The following is a 21,583-nucleotide window of genomic DNA, read 5'->3' as shown; positions in this document are numbered from 1 at the left end:
GGCTGATACTGGGGGGCGTTATGGAATACCTCATCCTTGCCGTAGTCATCGCTGTGGTCGCGGTCGCCGCGATCAGCGGGCTCGTGATCAGCGGCCGCAAGAAGAAGCGGCTGCCCCCGCCCCCGCCCAGCAGCCCCACCGTCACCGCGCCGCCCGCCGAACCGCACGTCGGCGAGGAGGCCGAAACCCCGCGTGAGGAACCACGCAGAACCATCGAGGAGGTGGACCTTCCGGGGACCGAGGCCCCGGTCGCGGAGGCACCCGCTGCCGCCCCGCCCGAGGTCCCGCCGATCGAGGTTCCGGAGCCGACCGCCGGCCGGCTGGTCCGGCTGCGCGCCCGGCTGTCCCGTTCCCAGACCACTCTGGGCAAGGGGCTGCTGACGCTGCTGTCCCGGGAGCACCTCGACGACGAGACCTGGGAGGAGATCGAGGACACGCTGCTGACCGCCGATGTCGGTGTGGCGCCGACCGAGGAGCTGGTCGAGCGGCTGCGGGAGCGCGTCCGGGTGCTCGGCACCCGGAGCCCCGAGGAGCTGCGCACTCTGCTGCGCGAGGAGCTGCTGCGCCTCATCGGCACCGAGGCCGACCGTTCGGTGCACACCGAGAGCGGTGTGGGCGCGAACGGCGAGGAGAAGCCGGGCGTCGTCATGGTCGTCGGCGTCAATGGCACCGGTAAGACGACCACGACCGGCAAGCTGGCCCGGGTGCTCGTCGCCGACGGCAAGTCCGTGGTGCTGGGCGCGGCCGACACCTTCCGTGCGGCCGCCGCCGATCAGCTGCAGACCTGGGGCGAGCGGGTCGGCGCCCGTACGGTCAGGGGGCCGGAGGCCGGCGACCCGGCGTCGGTCGCCTTCGACGCGGTGAAGGAGGGCATCGCGGAGAGCGCGGATGTCGTCCTGATCGACACCGCTGGTCGGCTGCACACCAAGACCGGTCTGATGGACGAGCTGGGCAAGGTCAAGCGGGTCGTGGAGAAGCACGGCGCGGTGGACGAGGTGCTGCTCGTCCTCGACGCCACGACCGGGCAGAACGGCCTGGTGCAGGCGCGGGTGTTCGCGGAGGTCGTGGACATCACCGGCATCGTGCTGACCAAGCTGGACGGCACCGCCAAGGGCGGCATCGTCGTCGCGGTCCAGCGCGAGCTGAAGGTCCCGGTCAAGCTGGTGGGGCTGGGCGAGGGTGCGGACGATCTCGCGCCGTTCGAGCCGGAGGCGTTCGTCGACGCGCTGATCGGCGGCTGAGGCCGTGGTGGTGGGATCACCCGTATCGCGCCGGACGGGCCGGGGTCGACTCCCGGCCCGTCCGGCGTTCGTGTACGGCTTTCACGGCGCCCGCGTACGGACACCAGCGCCCCTTGCGGGCACAGCGCCCGCGTACGGGGCGCTCGGGAAGGCAGCGCCCGCGTACGGGGCGTTCGGGTAAGCAGCTCCTGCGTAAGAGGAGAGCGCTCCCTCAGGCCCCGGCCCGGTGGCTCAGATAGGCGAGGGTGCCCAGGACCAGCCGGGCGTGCGGCGGGCGGCCCGCGGTGTCGAGGGTCGGCGGGCGCAGCCAGCGGACCGGTCCGAGGCCGCCGAGGTCCGAGGGCGGGGCGGTGATGTGGTCGCCCGGGCCCAGACAGCGCAGATCGAGGTCGGCGTCGTCCCAGCCCATGCGGTACAGCAGCTCGGGGAGTTCGGCGGCGGCGCCGGGGGCGACGAAGAACTGGGCGCGCCCGTGCGGGGTGACGGCCACCGGGCCGAGGGGCAGCCCCATCCGCTCCAGCCGGACCAGGGCGTGTCCGCCCGCGTACTCCGCGACCTCCAGGACGTCGAACGAGCGGCCCACGGGCAGCAGCACGGCCGCCCCCGGGACCTGCTCCCACGCGGCCGCGGCGGCGTCCAGCGTGGCGCCCGCCGGGACGCCGGGGGCGAAGGAGAGCGGATGCGCGCCGGGGGAGGGACAGCCGTGGTCACCGCATGAACATTCGTTTCTGCCGCCCCCCGAGCTCCGTGCCGCCCGCGCGCCCGGTACGACGTCCCAGCCCCACAGACCGGTGTACTCCGCCACCGTCGTGGACTCGGACGTACGGCCGCGGCGCCGTGAGCCGGACCGCATGTCCCGGTTGCCGCCGATCGTGAAGCCCATGCCCCCTCCAACGGGTCCCGCTCCGGATGGTTACGAGCCGGAACGTCGCGATGACGCTCCGTCGTCGACGAGGCGCGGAAGAGTGCGCTCCGATGTGACGGAGGTGGTGGAGCGCGACCCGTGCGCCCCCGCTTGCACCCCTTCACCCGTTTCTCGTCGCCCCGGTGTCAAGTGAATCGTGCGAACCGGCAACCGGGTTCATTCGAAGGGGTGGCGAATGGTGGCGTTTTCGGGAACCGCCTCGCCGGAGGCGTGATCGTAGGATTACTTTCAGTGCACAGTCCCTGGATGTGGTGCTCGCTCGAACGCGAGCTGACGACGGGCGGAGTACGGATCGGTACATGCCCCTGGCATGAGGCGGTTCCCTGTCGGGACGGTTGATACGCCGCATCCCGGGGACAACTGACCGTGACAGAAGGCATTCTGGTGGCGGTTCGGGAAGATTCGTGGGATGGGGGCGTTCCGGGTGGGCGACAGCGGCGGCGGTGCTGGGAAGCGCCCCAATGCGCAATTGCAGTCGTGGTTCGTGCGCAGCGGCTGGTCGAAGGGGGAGCTGGCGCGCCAAGTCAACCGCAGGGCACGGCAGTTAGGCGCCCACCACATCAGCACGGACACCTCGCGGGTGCGCCGCTGGCTGGACGGCGAGCAGCCCCGGGAGCCGATTCCGCAGATTCTCTCGGAGTTGTTCTCCGAGCGCTTCGGCTGTGTGGTGGGTATCGAGGACCTCGGGCTGCGCGCCGTCCACCGGTCACCGTCCGTATCCGGTGTGGATCTTCCCTGGGCCGGGCCCGAAACGGTGGCGCTGATCGGCGAGTTCTCCCGCAGCGATCTGATGCTCGCCCGCCGCGGCTTCCTCGGCACCTCGCTCGCCCTGTCCGCGGGCCCGGCCCTGATCGAGCCCATGCAGCGCTGGCTGGTGCCCTCCACGAGCGGACAGCCCGGCGGCGCCAAGGCGGCGGACGGCGGGCGCGCGCGCCGGGTCTCCCGGCTCTCCGAGCCGGAGCTCGAGCTGCTGGAGTCCACCATCGTGATGTTCCGCGCCTGGGACGCCCAGTGCGGCGGCGGGCTGCGCCGCAAGGCGGTGGTCGGCCAGCTGCACGAGGTCACCGACCTCCTCCAGGAGCCCCATCCGGAGGCGGTCTCCAGGCGGCTGTTCAAGGTCGCGGGCGAGCTCGCCCAGCTGGCCGGGTGGATGAGCTATGACATCGGGCTCCAGCCCACCGCGCAGAAGTACTTCGTGCTCGCCCTGCACGCCGCCAAGGAGTCCGGGGACCGCCCCCTCGGCTCGTACATCCTCTCCGGTATGAGCCGCCAGATGATCCACGTCGGCCGGCCCGACGACGCGCTGGAGCTGATCCACCTCGCGCAGTACGGCAGCCGGGAGAACGCCACCCCGCGCACCCAGGCCATGCTGTATGCGATGGAGGCCCGCGCCTACGCCAATATGGGTCAGCCCAGCAAATGCCATCGCGCGGTGAAGATGGCCGAGGACACCTTCGCCGACTGCGCCAAGGGCGACGGCGACCCCGACTGGATCCGCTTCTTCTCCGAGGCCGAGCTCAACGCGGAGAACGCCCACTCCTACCGCGATCTCGCCTATGTCGCCGGCCGCAGCCCCACCTACGCCAAGATGGCCGACCCGGTGATGCGCCAGGCCGTGAAGCTCTTCGGCCAGGAGACGGAGAACGACGCGGGCCCCCAGCGTTCGTATGCGCTCAACCTGATCGGCATGGCCACCGTCCACCTCCTCCAGAAGGAGCCCGAGCAGGCCGCCGAGGTCGCCGGCCAGGCGCTGCCGCTCGCCAAGCGGGTGCGTTCGGAGCGGGTCAACAACCGGCTGCGCAAGACCGTGGACACGGCGGCGCGCCAGTTCGGCGACGTGCCTCAGATCGCCGATCTCGGCGAGCGGCTGGCCACCCTCATGCCCGACACACCGGGCGCCGCGGGGCCCGGCCAGGCCGTCTGAGCGGTCCCGGCGGTGGTTGCGACACGGTAACGGAGGGCTCCGCCCTGACAGCCGCGGTTCATCGGCGCGTAACACTCCCGCGGCCTTCGTCACTGCGGTGAAACATCGGGCGGCATCGGCTGAAACGGTGCTGCGCCAACCTCGAGGCGAATACCGGCCCCCCCGATGTCCTGCCCGCACGGGCCGTCGTTTCGAGGAGACGTCCACATTGAATGGCGCAAATACCGCGTTCGTATTGATCAGCGCCGCGCTCGTGATGCTGATGACCCCCGGCCTGGCCTTCTTCTACGGCGGCATGGTGCGGGTGAAGAGCGCCCTGAACATGCTGATGATGTCCTTCATCTCGCTCGGCGTCGTCTCGCTGCTGTGGGTGCTGTTCGGCTACTCGCTCACCTTCGGCGATGACATCGGCGGCGGGCTGCTGGGCAACCTCGACCACATCGGCTTCCAGGGCATCGAGCCCACCTCGCTGTGGGGCGAGAAGCCCGACGCGATCCCGGTCCTGGCCTTCGCGCTCTTCCAGCTGATGTTCGCGGTGATCACCCCCGCGCTGATCAGCGGAGCCGTCGCCGACCGGGTCAAGTTCGGCGCCTGGGCGCTGTTCATCACGGTGTGGACCACGATCGTCTACTTCCCGGTGGCCCACTGGGTCTGGCAGGCCGACGGCTGGCTGTTCAAGAAGGAGGTCATCGACTTCGCGGGCGGTACGGCGGTCCACATCAACGCGGGCGCCGCGGGCCTCGCCGTGGCCCTGGTGCTCGGCAAGCGCATCGGCTTCAAGAAGGACCCGATGCGCCCGCACAACCTGCCGCTGGTGATGCTCGGCTCCGGTCTGCTGTGGTTCGGCTGGTTCGGCTTCAACGCCGGCTCCGCCCTCGCCGCCAATGGAACCGCCGCCAACATGGCCTTCAACACCCAGGTCGCCACCGGTGTCGCGATGCTCGGCTGGCTCGCCTACGAGCGCATCCGGCACGGCGCGTTCACCACGCTGGGCGCCGCCTCCGGCGCGGTCGCGGGCCTGGTCGCCATCACCCCCTCGGGTGCGGCGGTGAACGCCTGGGGCGCCATCGTGATCGGCCTGGTGGCCGGTGTCGTCTGCTCCTGGGCCGTCAGCCTCAAGTACAAGCTGGGCTACGACGACTCGCTCGACGTGGTCGGGGTGCACCTGGTCGGCGGTCTCATCGGCACCCTCCTGGTCGGCGTCCTGGCCACCGACGGCGTCGGCGGCGCGGCCCAGCTGGGCAAGCAGGCGCTCGGCGCCTTCACGGTGCTGCTCTACTCCTTCGTCGTCTCCTGGATCCTCGCCAAGCTCATCGACGTGACCATCGGCTTCCGGGCCAGTGAGGACGAGGAGCTCGGCGGCATCGACCAGGCGTTCCACGCCGAGACCGCCTATGACTTCAGCGCGGTGGGCGGATCCGCCCGTAGTACGGTGCCCGCCGCGACCGGCGCGTCCGCGCCGCAGAAGCCGCACAACAAGAAGGTGGACGCGTGAAGCTCATCACCGCAGTCGTGAAGCCACACCGGCTCGACGAGATCAAGGAAGCGCTGCAGGCGTTCGGCGTCCAGGGCCTGACCGTCACCGAGGCCAGCGGCTACGGCCGTCAGCGCGGCCACACCGAGGTCTACCGGGGCGCGGAGTACACCGTCGACCTGGTGCCCAAGGTGCGCATAGAGGTGCTGGTCGAGGACGAGGACGCCGATGACCTCGTCGATGTCGTGGTCAAGGCCGCGCGCACCGGAAAGATCGGGGACGGCAAGGTCTGGAGCGTCCCCGTCGAGACCGCCGTCCGCGTCCGCACCGGGGAGCGCGGCCCGGACGCCCTCTGAGGGCCGGGGCCGGGACGCCCGCTGGGGGCCGCGCCCCGGGCAGCCCTCCGAGGGGCGGAACCCGGGCGCCCTCCGAGGGCCGGCACGAGCCGGACAACCAGTCGCACGCTGACAGGGAGCCGAGTTGACGGAAAGCCTCGAGACCACGACCGACACCACCGACTCGGGGCCCGGCGGCTACGCGGCGGCGCGGCTGCGACTCCTCCAGGAGGGGTCGCGGTCCGGGCCGCCGCGCCGTTCCGCCCTGGCCGAACTCACCGACCAGTGGCTGGCCGCGCTGCTCACCGGCGGGGCGCAGACCGCCGGGATCGGCCGGGGCGTCGCCCTGGTCGCGGTCGGCGGCTACGGCCGCGGCGAACTCTCCCCGCGCAGCGACCTCGATGTGCTGCTGCTGCACGACGGCTCCGCCGACCGCTCGGCCCTCGCCGCGCTGGCCGACCACGTCTGGTACCCGGTCTGGGACATGGGCCTCGCCCTCGACCACTCGGTGCGCACCCTCGACGAGGCCCGCGCGACCGCCGCCGAGGATCTGAAGGTCCAGCTCGGCCTGCTCGACGCCCGCCACATCGCGGGCGACCAGGCGCTCACCGCCGATCTGCGCACCACCGTCTTCGCCGACTGGCGCGCCCAGGCCCCGCGGCGGCTGCCCGAGCTCCACGCGCTGTGCCAGGAGCGCGCCGAGCGCCACGGTGAGCTGCAGTTCCTGCTCGAACCCGATCTGAAGGAGGCCCGCGGCGGGCTCCGCGACGCCACCGCGCTGCGCGCCATCGCCGCCTCCTGGCTCGCCGACGCGCCCCGCGAGGGCCTCGACGACGCGCGGCGGCGGCTGCTGGACGCCCGCGACGCGCTCCATCTGTCCACCGGCCGCGCCGCCGACCGCCTCGCGCTCCAGGAACAGGACCAGGTCGCGGCCGCCCTCGGGCTGCTGGACGCCGACGCCCTGCTGCGCCAGATCTACGAATCCGCCCGGATCATCTCCTACGCGAGCGATGTCACCTGGCGCGAGGTCGAGCGGGTGCTGCGCGCCCGCTCGGCCGCCCGGCCCCGGCTGCGCGGACTGCTCGGCGGCCGCGGCGGGCGCTCGGGCGGCCGTGGGGGCGCCGCGGACGCGGGGGAGCGCAGCCCGCTCGCCGAGGGCGTCGTGGAACAGGACGGCGAGGTGGTGCTGGCCCGCACCGCGCGCCCCGACCGCGACCCCGTGCTCACCCTGCGGGCCGCCGCGGCCGCCGCTCAGGCCGGACTCCCGCTGTCGCCGCACGCCGTCAGGCGGCTGTCCACCGCCGCCCGGCCGCTGCCCGTGCCGTGGCCGCCCGAGGCCAGGGAGCAGCTGATCACACTGCTGGGCGCGGGCGAGTCCACCATCGGCGTGTGGGAGGCCCTGGAGGCCGAGGGGCTGATCACCCGGCTGCTGCCGGACTGGGAGCGGGTGCGCTGCCGTCCGCAGCGCAACGCCGTCCACCGCTGGACCGTCGACCGGCATCTGGTCGAGACCGCGGTCCGGGCCAGCGCGCTCAGCCGCCGGGTCGGCCGCCCCGATCTGCTGCTGGTCGCCGCACTGCTGCACGACATCGGCAAGGGCTGGCCCGGTGACCACTCGGTGGCCGGGGAGACCATCGCCCGCGATGTCGCCGCCCGCATCGGCTTCGACCGCGCGGACGTCGCGATCCTCGCCACCCTCGTACGCCACCATCTGCTGCTCGTCGAGACCGCCACCCGCCGCGACCTGGACGACCCGGCCACGGTGCGCTCGGTCGCCGAGGCCGTGGGCGGCGCCACCACCCTGGAACTGCTGCACGCCCTCACCGAGGCCGACGCGCTGGCCACCGGCCCCGCGGCCTGGAGCGCCTGGCGCGGCTCCCTCGTCGCCGACCTGGTCAAGCGGGTCGCGGCAGTACTCGCGGGCGAACCCGCCGACGACTGGTCCACCCCGCAGCAGACGACGGCCGAACAGGAACGCCTCGCGATCGAGGCATGGCGCACCGGCGGCCCGGTACTGGCCCTGCACGCACGCTCCGAGGCGCTGGCACCGGGCGAGGCGGGCGCCCCCACAGGCGTCCTCCCCGGCGACGGCCTCCTTACGGCCGCCACCGAAGGACCGCTGGAGAACGAGGCAAACGCCCCCGAGCCGATCGGCGTGGAACTGCTCATCGCCGTCCCCGACCAGCCCGGTGTCCTTCACACAGCGGCCGGCGTCCTGGCCCTGCACCGCCTTACGGTGCGCGCGGCCGACCTGCGCGCCCTCGAACTGCCGTCGGAGCTGGACGCGGCGGGCGCAGCCGCCGGGGTGCTGTTGCTGAGCTGGCGGGTCGCGGCCGAGTACGGTTCGCTGCCCCAGGCCGCCCGACTGCGGAACGACCTGCTCCGCGCCCTGGACGGCTCGCTCGACATCGTGGCCCGCCTGGCCGAGCGCGAGGCCGCCTACCGCAAGTACCCCCGCCGCCGCGGGGTGCACGCCCCACCACCACGCGTAACGGTCGCACCCGGCAGCTCCCAGCTCGCCACCGTGATCGAGGTCCGCGCCCAGGACGCCCCCGGCCTGCTGCACCGCATCGGCCGCGCCCTGGAGCACACCGGCGTCGCGGTACGCAGCGCCCACGTCTCCACCCTCGGCGCCAACGCCGTGGATGCGTTCTATGTCACGGACAACTCCGGCGCCCCCCTGAAGCCGATGCGAGCGGCGGAGGTGGCCCAAGAGGTCGAGCAAGCACTGACCAGCCCGTCCGACGCCTGAGACTCCCCAGCCCCTCCACTCCCCAGCCCCTCCGGCGTTTGAGGAGCGGGGTCCGGGGCGGAGATGCCCCGCCACCCAGCCCCTCCGGCGTTTGAGGAGCGGGGGTCCGGGGCGGAGATGCCCCGCCACCCAGCCCCTCCGGCGATTGAGGAGCGGGGTGCGGGGGCGGAGCCCCCGGAACGGGGCCCGGGGCGCAGCCCCGGTTCGGGAAGGGGCGGGGTGGGGAAAGGACGCCCCGCCAGGGCGTCGCACGCCCGGGGGCAGACCGTTCCCGCGCCGGGCGGATACCCTTGGAGGCCGACCACCGACCCGACATCCGACCGAAGGATTCGCGACCACCGTGTTCGATACCCTCTCCGATCGCCTCGCAGCGACTTTCAAGAACCTCCGGGGCAAGGGACGCCTCAGCGAGGCGGACATCGACGCCACGGCACGCGAGATCCGGATCGCCCTGCTCGAGGCCGACGTGGCGCTGCCCGTCGTCCGGTCGTTCATCAAGCAGATCAAGGAGCGGAGCCTCGGGGCCGAGGTCTCCCAGGCGCTCAATCCCGCCCAGCAGGTCATCAAGATCGTCAACGAGGAGCTGATCGGCATCCTCGGCGGCGAGGCGCGGCGCCTCCGCTTCGCCAAGCAGCCGCCGACCGTGATCATGCTCGCGGGTCTGCAGGGTGCCGGTAAGACCACGCTCGCCGGAAAGCTCGGCCGCTGGCTGAAGGGCCAGGGCCACGCCCCGCTGCTCGTCGCCTGTGACCTTCAGCGCCCCAACGCCGTCAACCAGCTCTCGGTGGTCGCGGAGCGGGCCGGTGTCGCCGTCTTCGCCCCCGAGCCGGGCAACGGCGTCGGCGACCCGGTCAAGGTGGCGCAGGACTCGATCGAGTTCGCCAAGACCAAGCAGCACGACGTCGTGATCGTCGACACCGCGGGCCGCCTCGGTATCGACGAGGAGCTGATGCGGCAGGCCGCCGACATCCGCGACGCCGTCAGCCCGGACGAGGTCCTTTTCGTCGTCGACGCGATGATCGGCCAGGACGCGGTGAACACCGCGGAGGCGTTCCGCGACGGCGTCGGCTTCGACGGTGTGGTGCTCTCCAAGCTGGACGGCGACGCGCGCGGTGGTGCCGCGCTGTCCATCGCGCATGTCACCGGCCGCCAGATCATGTTCGCCTCCAACGGCGAGAAGCTGGACGACTTCGACGCGTTCCACCCGGACCGCATGGCGTCCCGCATCCTCGGCATGGGCGACATGCTCAGCCTGATCGAGAAGGCCGAGCAGACCTTCAGCCAGCAAGAGGCCGAGAAGATGGCGGCCAAGCTGGCGAAGGGCCCCAAGGAGTTCACGCTCGACGACTTCCTGGCGCAGATGGAGCAGGTCCGCAAGATGGGCTCCATCTCCAAGCTGCTCGGCATGCTGCCGGGCATGGGCCAGATGAAGGACCAGATCAACAACCTGGACGAGCGGGAAGTGGACCGCACCGCGGCCATCATCAAGTCGATGACCCCGGGCGAGCGCCAGGACCCCACGATCATCAACGGCTCGCGCCGCGCCCGTATCGCCCGCGGTTCCGGCGTCGAGGTGAGCGCGGTCAAGAACCTGGTGGAGCGGTTCTTCGACGCGCGCAAGATGATGTCGAAGATGGCCCAGGGCGGCATGCCGGGGATGCCCGGGATGCCGGGCGTCGGTGGCGGCGGTAAGCGCAAGGGCAAGCAGCAGAAGAAGGCCAAGGGGAAGCAGCGCTCGGGCAACCCCATGAAGCGCAAGGCCGATGAGCAGGCCGCGGCGGCGCGCCGCGAGCAGGGCGGCGCGTTCGGGCTGCCCGGCGGCCAGGACGGCCAGGACTTCGAACTCCCCGACGAGTTCAAGAAGTTCATGGGCTGATCCGCCCCGGCCTCCGAGGCGTCCCCGTACGAACGAACCGTAAGGCCCCCGCGCACACCGTCAGGGGCCTTACGTGACGGTCCCGTTCAGACGCGGCAGATCAGATAGCGGAAGACGTTCGGCATCCACACCGTGCCGTCCGCGCGCTGATGCGGATGGAGCGCCTCGGTGATCTCCTTGCGGACCTGTATGGGGTCCGTGACCCGCTCGGCCGCGTCGAAGAGTCCCGTCGACAGCAGCCCGCGCACCGCGCTGTCCATGTCGGCGTACCCGAACGGGCAGGCCACCCGGCCCGATCCGTCGGGCCGCAGCCCGGCCAGGGCGGCCAGTTCCTCCAGGTCGTCGCGGCCGCACGGCCGCCAGCGCGCGGGAGCGGGCGCCTCCCGGTGATGGCCGGGGGAGTCCATCGGATCGGCGAGCCGGTCGCCCACCCGCAGCACCCCGGAGGTGGCACAGCGCTCCGGCGGGCCCCATCCGGCGAGCACCACGGCCCCGCCCCGCTCGGTGCGCGCCGCGGCGGCCGCGAGGGCGGACGCCGCCGCGGACACCGACGCCCCGGGGCCTGCCGAGCCCAGCGCCGACAGCGGCTCGAAGGCCGTCACCACCGTGAAGGCCGACTCCTCCGCGGCCTCCCGTACGCAGGGGCTCTCGGGGCCACCGAGGCCCAGCCGGGCGGGCAGCGCCGGGCCGTTCGGCGTGCCCACGGCCGTCAGCCGCTCGCGCGCGAGGTCCAGGCGCCGCTCGTCCCTCTCCGCCCCGCAGACCGTGGCGCCGCGCGCGGCCGCCATGAGGAGGGCGAGCCCGGAGCCGCAGCCCAGGCCCAGCAGCCGGGTCCCGGCGCCGACGTCCAGCCGTTCGTACACGGCCTCGTACAGCGGGACCAGCATCCGCTCCTGGATCTCCGCCCAGTCGCGGGTGCGAGCGTGGGCGTCCGTCGTCCGCGACGAGGAGGGGTGCGGGCGGTGCCGCTGTACGAGCGTAAATGTCATCGAAAGGGCCCCAATCAGCGAAGAGCAGTGCCGTCGTCAGATTCGGTGTCACATCCGCCGTTGTGCGGTGTGACGTCCCACCCCCAAATGCCAGGGAACTCCGCATCCGTCCCCGCGTCCAGAGGTTTCACGGCCGTGCTTGCGTGCCCCCTTTGTGCGCCCCCGTACACCTGTGCGTACGTCTCGCTCCCCGAACCGCCCCCTGACCTCCGCCGGGCCGGTGGCCGGTGGCGGGCGATGGCCGGCACTGATCGGCTCGTTCTCGCTTGATTCACGGTTCGGTACGCCGCCGCCGTACGATCGGCGCCATGGCCAAGACTCCCGTGCTCACCCCGCGGGCGGAGGACTTCCCCCGCTGGTACCAGGATGTGATCAACAAGGCCGAGCTGGCCGACAACGGCCCGGTGCGCGGCACCATGGTGATCCGACCGTATGGGTACGGGCTGTGGGAGCGGATGCAGCAGGACATGGACGCCCGCATCAAGGCGGTCGGCGTCCAGAACGCGTACTTCCCGCTCTTCATCCCGCAGTCGTATCTGGCCAAGGAGGCCGATCACGTCGAGGGGTTCGCGCCGGAGCTCGCCGTCGTCACCCATGGCGGCGGTAAGGAGCTCGAGGAGCCGGTCGTCGTCCGGCCCACCTCGGAGACGATCGTCAACGAGTACTTCTCCAAGTGGGTGCAGAGCTACCGCGATCTGCCGCTGCTGATCAACCAGTGGGCCAATGTGGTGCGTTGGGAGCTGCGGCCGCGGCTGTTCCTGCGGACGACCGAGTTCCTGTGGCAGGAGGGGCACACCGCGCACGCGTCGTACGAGGACGCCAGGGACTTCGCCGCCCGGATCCACCGCGAGGTCTACGCCCGGTTCATGGAGGACGTCCTGGCGATGGACGTGGTCCTGGGCCGCAAGACCGCCCGGGAGCGGTTCGCCGGAGCCCTCAACACCCTCACCCTCGAAGGGATGATGGGCGACGGCAAGGCGCTGCAGCTGGGCACCAGCCATGAGCTCGGCCAGAACTTCGCCCGGGCCTTCCACACCAGCTATCTGTCCAAGGACGGCGAGCAGGAGCTGGTCTGGCAGACCTCCTGGGGCAGCACGACCCGGATGGTCGGCGCGCTGGTGATGATGCACGGCGACGACGACGGCCTGCGGATCCCGCCGAGGCTGGCCCCGATCCAGGTCGTGGTGCTGGCGATCAAGGGCGACGACGCGGTGCTCGCCAAGGTCCGCGAGATCGGCGAGCTGCTCACCGCCGCGGGAGTGCGGGTCCACGTCGACGACCGTACGGACACCCCCTTCGGCCGGCGCGCGGTCGACTGGGAGCTCAAGGGCGTGCCGGTCCGGGTCGAGGTCGGCCCGCGCGATCTGGAGGGCGGCACCGCGATGGTGGCCCGGCGGATCCCCGGCGGCAAGGAGCCTGTGCGCACCGAACTGCTGCCGGAGCTGCTGCCCAAGGTCCTGGAGGAGGATCAGGCGCTGCTGCTGCGGCAGGCCCGTGAGCGCCGTAAGGCGCGCACCACGGAGGTGGCGACCATGGAGGAGGCCGCGGAGGCCGCGGCCGCGGGCGGCTGGGCCCGCATCCGGTGGGCGGACCTGGGGCCGGAGGGTGAGGCGGCGCTCGCCGAGCGGTCCGTTTCCGTGCGGTGTCTGATCGCCGAGGACGGGGCGGTGCCGGACGCCGATGACGCTCCGGGTAACGTCGCCATCGTCGCGAGGGCCTACTGAGGCGGTACGTACCGGCTTGATGCACGGTGCGTGGCTCATCCACACATTTACGCACCCGCCCCTCGTCGTCGTACATCACCGTGAACTGACTGGTACGTGCAAATTATTTGGGATGCCCCGGAATCGGAACACCGGACCGGTCCTGCTCGTTAGCACGACGTGAGCACGACACCACCTGTTCTCGCCGCAGAGCTGGCGCAGGCGTGGGCCGATATTCAACGGCACCACTCCGAGCTGCCGGATCTCGCCGCGCCCGAATCGCTGATCGGAGAGTCGTCGTCCGCATGTGGCGCCGAGCTCTCCTTCGAACGGCTGCTGCATGAGGCAGTCCATGGGATCGCCGCCGCCCGCGGTGTCCGTGACACCTCACGCGCCGGCCGCTACCACAACCGCCGGTTCCTGGCGATCGCCGAGGAGCTGGGGCTCGACCACCCCGAGGAGCCGCATCCCAGCAGCGGCTTCTCGCTGGTCACCCTCAGCCCCGAGGCGAGAAAGCGGTACCGGACCACGATCGACCGCCTCCAGCGCGCGCTGAAGGCCCACACCGTGGCGACCACCGCCGAGACCTCCCGCACCTTCCGCGGGCCCGCCGCGCGACACGGCTCGTCCGGTGGCGGCGTCCGCGTCAAGGCGGTGTGCGACTGCGGGCGCAATGTCCGGGTCGTCCCGTCGGTGCTGGCCCAGGCGCCGATCATGTGCGGTGGATGCGGTAAGCCCTTCCGCATTCCGGAGGCGGTGGCCGCGGTCGGCTGACCTGTCCCGGTGTGGCAGAATGGTCTGCTGTACTCGACAGCCGACCAGGACCCCTCTCTCCTCCGGCTGACGCGTCCATCGGGCACTCGGGTACCGCAACCCCACGCGGCACGTCGCAGTGCTCAACCACGTCAAGACCAGGAGACACCACTTCCGTGGCAGTCAAGATCAAGCTGAAGCGTCTGGGCAAGATCCGTTCGCCTCACTACCGCATCGTCGTCGCCGACTCCCGCACCCGCCGTGACGGCCGGGCGATCGAGGAGATCGGCCTGTACCACCCGGTGCAGAACCCGTCGCGCATCGAGGTCGACTCGGAGCGTGTGCAGCACTGGCTGAAGGTCGGCGCGCAGCCGACCGAGCCCGTGCTGGCCATCCTGAAGGTCACCGGCGACTGGCAGCAGTTCAAGGGCCTGCCCGCTCCGGCTCCGATGAAGGTCGCCGAGCCGAAGGCCGACAAGCGCGCCCTGTTCGAGGCGGCCGCCAAGGATGCCGGTGACGAGCCGAAGGGTGAGGCGATCACCCCGAAGGCGAAGAAGGCCGAGAAGAAGTCGGACGAGGCGGCCGAGTCCGCTGAGTCCACCGCGTCGACTGAGGCCTGAGGATGCTCGAGGAGGCCCTCGAGCACCTGGTGAAGGGCATCGTCGACAACCCCGACGACGTGCAGGTGGCCTCGCGCACCCTGCGGCGTGGGCGTGTGCTGGAGGTCCGGGTGCACCCCGATGACCTCGGCAAGGTGATCGGCCGCAACGGCCGCACCGCACGCGCCCTGCGCACCGTCGTGGGCGCCATCGGCGGCCGCGGGATCCGCGTCGACCTCGTCGACGTCGATCAGGTCCGCTGAGGCGATCAAGAAGAGCACCGGCACGGGCCGGGGAGGGCTTTGGGCCGTCCCCGGCCCGTGTGTGTGAAGGGACATCGCATCGTGCAGTTGGTTGTCGCGCGGATCGGCCGTGCCCATGGCATCAAGGGCGAGGTCACCGTCGAGGTGCGGACGGACGAGCCGGAGCTGCGGCTCGGCCCGGGCGCCGTGCTGACCACCGAGCCCGCCTCGGCCGGGCCGCTGACCATCGAGTCCGGCCGGGTGCACAGCGGCCGGCTGCTGCTGCGCTTCGAGGGCGTACGCGACCGCAGCGGCGCCGAGGCGCTGCGCAACACCCTGCTGATCGCGGAGGTCGACCCCGAGGAACTCCCCGAGGACCCCGAGGAGTTCTACGACCACCAGCTGATCGACATCGATGTGGTCACCGTGGACGGCACCGAGGTCGGGAGGGTCTCCGAGATCTCCCATCTGCCGTACCAGGACCTGCTGATCGTGAAGCGCCCCGACGGGAGCGAGGTGATGATCCCGTTCGTCTCCGAGTTCGTGCCGGAGATCGACCTGGAGGAGCAGCGCGCCGTGATCGACCCGCCGCCGGGCCTGCTCGACGAGGCCGAGGCGGAGATCGCGGGCAGCCGTAAGGACGACGTCACGGGCGGCCGTAAGGACGAGGCCGCGGGCGGCCGTGAGAAGGACGAGACCGACGGCGGCCGTAAGGGCGACACCGCGAGCGGCCGTGAGGACCAGTCGTCATGAGGCTCGACGTCGTCACGATCTTCCCCGAGTACCTGGAGCCGCTGAACGTCTCGCTGGTCGGCAAGGCACGCGCCCGAGGCCAACTCGACGTACGGGTCCATGATCTGCGCGGCTTCACGCACGACCGGCACAACACGGTCGACGACACCCCGTACGGCGGCGGCCCCGGCATGGTCATGAAGCCCGAGCCCTGGGGCGAGGCGCTTGACTCGATCATGGCGTCGGGCGAGGCGGAGGGGCTGGCCAAGCCCACGCTGATCGTGCCGACCCCGAGCGGTCGTCCGTTCACCCAGGCCCTGGCCGTCGAGCTCGCCGAGCGCCCCTGGCTGGTCTTCACGCCCGCCCGCTACGAGGGCATCGACCGCCGGGTGATCGAGGAGTACGGCGAGCGGCTCGAGGTCCACGAGGTCTCGATCGGCGATTACGTGCTGGCCGGCGGCGAGGCCGCGGTGCTGGTGATCACCGAGGCGGTGGCCCGGCTGCTGCCGGGTGTGCTGGGCAACGCCGAGTCGCATCGCGACGACTCCTTCGCCCCCGGCGCGATGGCCGACCTCCTGGAGGGGCCCGTCTACACCAAGCCCCCCGAGTGGCGCGGCCGCTCCATCCCGGAGGTGCTGATCAGCGGCCACCACGGCAGGGTCGGCCGCTGGCGCCGCGACGAGGCGTTCCGCCGCACCAGCGAGAACCGCCCCGATCTGATCGAGCGCTGCGACCCGGCGACGCTCGACAAGCACGACCGCGCGCTCCTGGCCGAGCTGGGCTGGGAGGAGCTGCCCGGGACCGGTGGGGCCCGATTTGGGCGGCCGGACCGGGCCGTGGAAGAATAGGCCGCTGCCGTACGTCCGGGTGTGCGCCCCTGCCACAGGGGGACCGACGCCCACCCGATGAGGGCGGCACTCCAAATCATCATCCGATATGCCGCTGATGACCTGTGGCATCAGCGAGGAAAGCAGACGATCATGTCTCACCTGCTCGACACCGTCGACTCCGCGTCGCTGCGCAGCGACATCCCGACCTTCCGCCCCGGCGACACGGTCAACGTCCACGTCCGCGTCATCGAGGGCAACCGCTCCCGTGTCCAGCAGTTCAAGGGCGTCGTCATCCGCCGCCAGGGCTCCGGTGTCCGCGAGACCTTCACCGTCCGCAAGGTGAGCTTCAGCGTCGGCGTGGAGCGCACCTTCCCGGTGCACACCCCGATCGTCGAGAAGATCGAGGTCGTCACCCGCGGTGATGTGCGCCGGGCGAAGCTGTACTACCTGCGCGACCTCCGCGGCAAGGCCGCGAAGATCAAGGAGAAGCGCGAGAAGTGATCGCGGCGATTTTGCGCGACTACTGAGCTACCGCCGGATCATCCGGCCGGGCCGGATAGGCTCTGGCCCGATGAACACCGAAGGACAGCTCGCGGAGCGCGACCGCTCCCAGGGCTCCGAGAAGGAGCACGAGGGGCGGTCGCGCTCTTCGCGTGCTCCGGCGCGGGCCGGGGAGCCCTCGTCCGCCGGGCGGCTGCCTCGGTGGCCGGCCGGCGGCGGGCGATGGCGGCGCGGGGCGCTGCTCGCGGCGGCTTGCGCCGCGCTCGTGCTGCTGGTGAGCGGCTTCGTGCTGCAGCCGTTCCTGATCCCCAGCGGTTCGATGGAGAGCACCCTCCGTCCCGGGGACCGGGTGCTGGTGAACAAGCTCGCCTACCGTTTCGGGGACGATCCGCGCCGCGGCGACGTTGTCGTGTTCGACGGAGCCGGTTCCTTCGGCGAGGAGGAGCCGTCCGGAAACCCGGTGACCGGTCTGCTGCGCAAGGCTGCCGCGGCGGTCGGGCTGGCCGAACCGGCCGAGTCCGACTACGTGAAGCGCGTGGTGGGCATCGGTGGTGACCGGGTCACCTGCTGCGACAAGCGGGGGAGGATCGAGGTGAACGGCCGGCCGGTGGACGAGCGCTATCTGCACCCGGGGGACAGCCCCTCGCGGGTGCCCTTCGACATCGTCGTGCCCGAGGGGCGGCTGTGGGTGATGGGCGACCACCGCGACGCCTCCCGGGACTCACGCGACTACCTGGGCGCGCCGGGCGGGGGCACGGTCCCCGTCGACAAGGTGATCGGCCGCGCCGCGTGGATCGGCTGGCCGTTCGGCCGCTGGTCCGGTGTGCCCCGTACGGACGCCTTCGAGGGCGTGCCCGCGGCGCCCGGCGCCATATCCTCCGACGCCCCCGGCGGTGCCCATGGGTAGCCGCGGACGGCCCCGTGCCAAGGCGCGCCGGACGGAGGGTCCGCCCGCCGGTGTGGACACCACCCGTGCGCCGGGCGAGCGCCGGGTCGGCGGGCGCGCGGAGCGGCGCAGGATCCAGCGCCGCATCAAGCGCAGGCGGCGCCGTTCGGCCGTCAAGGAGATACCGATCCTGGTGGGCGTGGCGCTGGTGATCGCGCTCGTCCTGAAGACCTTCCTGGTGCAGGCGTTCGTCATTCCGTCCGGTTCCATGGAGCAGACCATCCGGATCGGCGACCGGGTGCTGGTGGACAAGTTCACCCCGTGGTTCGGCTCGAAGCCGGAGCGCGGCGATGTGGTGGTGTTCAAGGACCCCGGGGGCTGGCTGGATGACGAGCGCAAGTCCCCCAAGGACGACCCGCCGGTCATCAAGCAGGGCAAGGAGTTCCTGACCTTCATCGGCCTGCTGCCGTCCTCCGACGAGCAGGACCTGATCAAGCGGGTGGTCGCGGTGGGCGGCGACACCGTGGCGTGCTGTGATACGAACGGTAAGGTCACCGTCAACGGGACCCCGCTGAACGAGCCGTATCTGCACCCCGGGAACCCGCCGTCGCAGCGGCAGTTCAAGGTGACCGTCCCTCAGGGGCGGATGTTCGTCATGGGGGATCACCGGTCCAATTCGGCCGACTCGCGCGTCCATCTCGACGAGCCGTATCAGGGCACGGTCCCGGACAACATGGTGGTCGGCCGCGCCGTGGTGATCGCATGGCCGTTCGGGCATATGCGGCGGCTCGAGGAGCCGGGCACCTACGCTTCCGTCAAGGACGCGCCGAGTGGGGCGACACAGGCCGAGGGCGCGGCGCATAGGCTGTCCCCCATGGATCAGCAAGGAATGGTCCAGCTCCCGACCCCTGCGGAACTCCCGCTCGTTATGGGAGTGGTGATCCTGCGCCGTTCGTGGGGCAGGCGGCAGTCAGGCGTGAGGAGTGGATGTGGGGGATTTGGCGGTCGGCGCACGATCCGGTCACGAAGAGCCCGAGAGGCAGCCCGGGGCGACGGGAGAGCACCCCACGGACGGGACGGACGAGGCGCCCGAAGCCGGTGCACCCACGGACAAGGCGGCTGGCCGCCCCAGCGCCTCGGACCACGGAGCCGGTGGCGGGGAGGAACCCTCCGGCCCCCCGGACGGACCCGGCGCCACTGACCCGTCCGGGTCCGAGGACGGGGCGTCGGCGAAGCCGGGCCCCGGGGTGCCGCCCGGGAAGCTCGGGAAGCCGAAGAAGGTGCGCTCCTTCTGGAAGGAGCTGCCGATCCTGGTCATCATCGCGCTGGCTCTGGCGCTGCTGATCAAGACCTTCCTGGTGCAGGCGTTCTCCATCCCGTCCGACTCCATGCAGAACACCCTGCAGCGGGGCGACCGGGTGCTGGTGGACAAGCTCACCCCGTGGTTCGGCTCCGAGCCGCAGCGCGGCGAGGTGGTCGTCTTCCACGACCCGGGCGGCTGGCTCGGCGAGACGCAGACGAGTGACTCCGGCCCGGTCGCCGAGGGCATCCAGAAGGCGCTCAGCTTTATCGGGCTGATGCCTTCGGCGGAGGAGAAGGACCTGATCAAGCGGGTCATCGCGGTCGGCGGGGACACCGTCTCCTGCAAGCGCGGCGGCAAGGTCATGGTCAACGGCAAGCCGCTGGACGAGCCGTACATCTTCCCCGGGAACACCCCCTGTGACGAGAAGCCGTTCGGCCCGATCAAGGTGCCCGAGGGCCGGATCTGGGTAATGGGCGACCACCGCCAGGACTCGCTGGACTCCCGCTACCACCAGAACCTGAACAACGGCACGGTCTCGGTGGACGATGTCGTCGGGCGCGCGTTCGTCGTCGCCTGGCCGATCGACCGCTGGTCCACCCTGCCGGTGCCGGGCACCTTCGACCAGCCGGGGCTGGGCGCGGCCGCCGCGATGGCCCCCTCGGCCGTGGGGCTCGCGGGTGCGGTGCCGATCGTGCTGTGGCGCCGCCGCAGGCTGATCGCCAAGGTCCGGGCCGAGGCCGAGGCCCGGCCGGATCGGCTGACCGCCGACTGCTGACGGGGCTCGTACCGCCGGGTAAGGTGCGGTTCCGTGTGCCCCGGGGCACACGGAACCTGATCTTCTACGTCTGTTGCGTACGGCGGGAGCACTGGAATGAGCGGAGCCCAAGGGGTCGGGGGCGGCACACCGCGGCGTACGCCGGGCAGCGTGCTGTCCGGGGTGGCGGTGGCCCTCGGGTGTGTGCTGTTCCTCGGAGGTTTCGTCTGGGGCGCGGTGCTCTACAAGCCCTACACCGTCCCGACCGACTCCATGGCGCCGACGATCGCCAAGGGCGCCCGGGTGCTGGCGCAGCGGGTCGACGGCGGCGAGGTGCGCCGCGGCGATGTGGTGGTCTTCCGCGACCAGGTGTGGGGCGACCTGCCCATGGTGAAGCGGGTCATCGGGGTCGGCGGCGACCGGATCGAGTGTTGCGACAAGCAGGGCCGGCTGCGGGTCAACGGCAAGGTCTTCGAGGAACCGTATCTGCGCTCGGAGGAGCAGGCGTCCTCCACGGTCTTCGCCACCACCGTGCCCAAGGACCGGCTGTTCCTGATGGGCGACCATCGCAGCGACTCCCTCGACTCCCGGGTGCATCTCACCGACGAGGCGGGCGGCGCCGTGGAGCGGGGCGCCGTGGACGCCCGGGTGGACGCCACCGCCTGGCCACTGGGGTCCTGGGGGACCGTGGGGCGGCCCGATGCCTTCAAGGCGCTGCCGGGCGGGATCTCGCAGCCGGGGCCGCTGGGGCCGATCCTGATCGCGATCGTCACCGGCGCCGTGCTGATCCTGGCAGGCGCGGCCTACGGGCCCGTCGCCCGGCGCAGGGCGGGCGGCGGCGCACGGCGGGACCAGGCGTCGAAGGGGAAGGTGGGCGCGCGTGGCTGAGGGGGCCGGGGAAGCCGGGCCGACCGGCACGGACGAGCGGCGGCTGCGGAAGGTCGCACGGGTGGTGCTGCTGGATCCGCAGGACCGCATCCTGCTGCTGCACGGCTTCGAACCGGACGATCCCTCGTCGACGTGGTGGTTCACCCCGGGAGGCGGCCTGGAGGGCGAGGAGAGCCGCGAGCAGGCGGCGCTCAGGGAGCTCGCCGAGGAGACCGGGATCACCGATGTGCGGCTCGGTCCGCTGCTGTGGCGGCGGATCTGCTCCTTCCCGTTCGCCGGGCGGCGCTGGGACCAGGACGAGTGGTACTACCTGTGTCGTACCCAACAGACCACGGCACGGGCCGGCAGCGGGCTGACGGAGCTGGAGCGGCGCAGCGTGGCCGGGCTGCGGTGGTGGACGGCGGATGAGCTGGCCGCGGCCACCGAGCCGGTGTACCCGACGCGGCTGCCGGAGCTGTTGCGTACGCTGCTCGTCGAGGGACCCCCGGGTGCACCGGTGATCCTGGAGACTGAGCGCGTCTGACGCACAATGGGGGGACGCACGGCTGAAGGGGAACATGCCATGAGCGCCGAGGACCTCGAGAAGTACGAGACCGAGATGGAGCTGAAGCTCTACCGGGAGTACCGCGATGTCGTCGGTCTGTTCAAATATGTGATCGAGACCGAGCGCCGCTTCTATCTCACCAACGACTACGAGATGCAGGTGCACTCGGTTCAGGGTGAGGTCTTTTTCGAGGTGTCGATGGCCGACGCCTGGGTCTGGGACATGTACCGCCCGGCCCGTTTCGTGAAGCAGGTACGGGTTCTCACGTTCAAGGACGTGAATATCGAGGAGCTGAACAAGAGCGACCTCGACCTTCCGAGTGGCTGAGTTGT

20 protein-coding genes and 1 pseudogene are annotated in these 21,583 nt (G+C 71.5%); 19 read left to right on the top strand and 2 right to left on the bottom strand.

From position 1 onward, the window contains the following. The first annotated feature begins 20 nt into the window (after positions 1-20). A complete protein-coding gene (gene ftsY, locus J8403_RS13885; protein WP_211123472.1) occupies positions 21-1,241 on the top strand; it encodes a signal recognition particle-docking protein FtsY in 1,221 nt (406 codons plus the stop codon). 211 nt (positions 1,242-1,452) lie between these two features. On the opposite strand, the gene J8403_RS13880 is transcribed toward ftsY, so the two are convergent. Next, entirely contained in the window at positions 1,453-2,124 is a 672-nt protein-coding gene (locus tag J8403_RS13880; protein WP_059144190.1) for a bifunctional DNA primase/polymerase, read from the bottom strand. Between the two features lie 451 nt (positions 2,125-2,575). On the opposite strand from J8403_RS13880, the gene nsdA reads away from it, so the two are divergent. From nsdA to ffh, 5 genes are all read left to right on the top strand, one after another. Continuing rightward, the gene (nsdA, locus tag J8403_RS13875; protein ID WP_211123471.1) at positions 2,576-4,090 is read left to right on the top strand and encodes a transcriptional repressor NsdA; all 1,515 of its coding nucleotides are present in this window, start codon (positions 2,576-2,578) and stop codon (positions 4,088-4,090) included. A gap of 208 nt (positions 4,091-4,298) precedes the next feature. Further along, positions 4,299-5,585 carry an ammonium transporter gene (locus J8403_RS13870; protein ID WP_211123470.1) on the top strand — a complete coding sequence of 429 codons (1,287 nt, stop codon included), beginning with the start codon at positions 4,299-4,301 and terminating at the stop codon, positions 5,583-5,585. Beyond that, positions 5,582-5,920 (top strand): P-II family nitrogen regulator, encoded by a 339-nt coding sequence (locus J8403_RS13865; protein ID WP_014055184.1) that lies wholly within the window; start codon positions 5,582-5,584, stop codon positions 5,918-5,920. Before J8403_RS13870 ends, J8403_RS13865 begins: the two co-directional genes overlap by 4 nt. A 124-nt stretch (positions 5,921-6,044) precedes the next feature. Beyond that, positions 6,045-8,651 (top strand): [protein-PII] uridylyltransferase, encoded by a 2,607-nt coding sequence (locus J8403_RS13860; protein ID WP_211123469.1) that lies wholly within the window; start codon positions 6,045-6,047, stop codon positions 8,649-8,651. A gap of 340 nt (positions 8,652-8,991) precedes the next feature. Beyond that, complete coding sequence (gene ffh / locus J8403_RS13855; RefSeq protein ID WP_211123468.1) at positions 8,992-10,527, top strand: signal recognition particle protein; 1,536 nt, start codon at positions 8,992-8,994, stop codon at positions 10,525-10,527. Between the two features lie 86 nt (positions 10,528-10,613). On the opposite strand, the gene J8403_RS13850 is transcribed toward ffh, so the two are convergent. Further along, a complete protein-coding gene (locus tag J8403_RS13850) occupies positions 10,614-11,516 on the bottom strand; it encodes an SAM-dependent methyltransferase (protein WP_211123467.1) in 903 nt (300 codons plus the stop codon). Between the two features lie 308 nt (positions 11,517-11,824). On the opposite strand from J8403_RS13850, the gene proS reads away from it, so the two are divergent. The 13 genes and pseudogenes from proS to J8403_RS13785 all read left to right on the top strand — a co-directional run bounded on the left by proS (position 11,825) and on the right by J8403_RS13785 (position 21,578). Beyond that, complete coding sequence (proS, locus tag J8403_RS13845; RefSeq protein WP_211123466.1) at positions 11,825-13,240, top strand: proline--tRNA ligase; 1,416 nt, start codon at positions 11,825-11,827, stop codon at positions 13,238-13,240. 159 nt (positions 13,241-13,399) lie between these two features. Next, on the top strand, positions 13,400-13,993 hold the full coding sequence (locus tag J8403_RS13840) for a hypothetical protein (protein ID WP_014055189.1): 594 nt from the start codon (positions 13,400-13,402) through the stop codon (positions 13,991-13,993). Positions 13,994-14,148: 155 nt separating this feature from the next. After that, the gene (rpsP, locus tag J8403_RS13835; RefSeq protein WP_211123465.1) at positions 14,149-14,592 is read left to right on the top strand and encodes a 30S ribosomal protein S16; all 444 of its coding nucleotides are present in this window, start codon (positions 14,149-14,151) and stop codon (positions 14,590-14,592) included. A gap of 2 nt (positions 14,593-14,594) precedes the next feature. After that, positions 14,595-14,834 (top strand): RNA-binding protein, encoded by a 240-nt coding sequence (locus J8403_RS13830; RefSeq protein ID WP_003980229.1) that lies wholly within the window; start codon positions 14,595-14,597, stop codon positions 14,832-14,834. Between the two features lie 81 nt (positions 14,835-14,915). Further along, entirely contained in the window at positions 14,916-15,566 is a 651-nt protein-coding gene (gene rimM, locus J8403_RS13825) for a ribosome maturation factor RimM (RefSeq protein WP_211123464.1), read from the top strand. Further along, a complete protein-coding gene (trmD, locus tag J8403_RS13820; RefSeq protein ID WP_211123463.1) occupies positions 15,563-16,393 on the top strand; it encodes a tRNA (guanosine(37)-N1)-methyltransferase TrmD in 831 nt (276 codons plus the stop codon). Before rimM ends, trmD begins: the two co-directional genes overlap by 4 nt. Before the next feature lie 132 nt (positions 16,394-16,525). Then, a complete protein-coding gene (rplS, locus tag J8403_RS13815) occupies positions 16,526-16,876 on the top strand; it encodes a 50S ribosomal protein L19 (RefSeq protein WP_211123462.1) in 351 nt (116 codons plus the stop codon). 70 nt (positions 16,877-16,946) lie between these two features. Then, positions 16,947-17,783 (top strand): signal peptidase I, encoded by an 837-nt coding sequence (gene lepB / locus J8403_RS13810; RefSeq protein WP_211123461.1) that lies wholly within the window; start codon positions 16,947-16,949, stop codon positions 17,781-17,783. Continuing rightward, positions 17,776-18,834 (top strand): annotated as a pseudogene (gene lepB, locus J8403_RS13805) (signal peptidase I); the annotation flags it as partial. The gene lepB (J8403_RS13810) and the pseudogene lepB (J8403_RS13805), both read left to right, overlap by 8 nt. Further along, complete coding sequence (lepB, locus tag J8403_RS13800) at positions 18,752-19,840, top strand: signal peptidase I (protein WP_425519785.1); 1,089 nt, start codon at positions 18,752-18,754, stop codon at positions 19,838-19,840. The pseudogene lepB (J8403_RS13805) and the gene lepB (J8403_RS13800), both read left to right, overlap by 83 nt. A gap of 96 nt (positions 19,841-19,936) precedes the next feature. After that, positions 19,937-20,707 carry a signal peptidase I gene (gene lepB / locus J8403_RS13795; protein WP_211123459.1) on the top strand — a complete coding sequence of 257 codons (771 nt, stop codon included), beginning with the start codon at positions 19,937-19,939 and terminating at the stop codon, positions 20,705-20,707. After that, complete coding sequence (locus J8403_RS13790; protein ID WP_211123458.1) at positions 20,700-21,230, top strand: NUDIX hydrolase; 531 nt, start codon at positions 20,700-20,702, stop codon at positions 21,228-21,230. The genes lepB (J8403_RS13795) and J8403_RS13790 overlap by 8 nt, the downstream gene beginning before the upstream one ends. Positions 21,231-21,269: 39 nt before the next feature. Next, positions 21,270-21,578, top strand: coding sequence for a DUF2469 domain-containing protein (locus J8403_RS13785; RefSeq protein ID WP_004944840.1), 309 nt, complete (start codon positions 21,270-21,272; stop codon positions 21,576-21,578). Positions 21,579-21,583: the final 5 nt, after the last annotated feature.

It is taken from the genome of Streptomyces yatensis (genome assembly GCF_018069625.1).
GTDB lineage: Bacteria > Actinomycetota > Actinomycetes > Streptomycetales > Streptomycetaceae > Streptomyces > Streptomyces yatensis.
The sequence above is the reverse complement of the archived record's forward strand: the minus strand, read 5'-3'. Positions and strand labels throughout refer to the sequence as shown.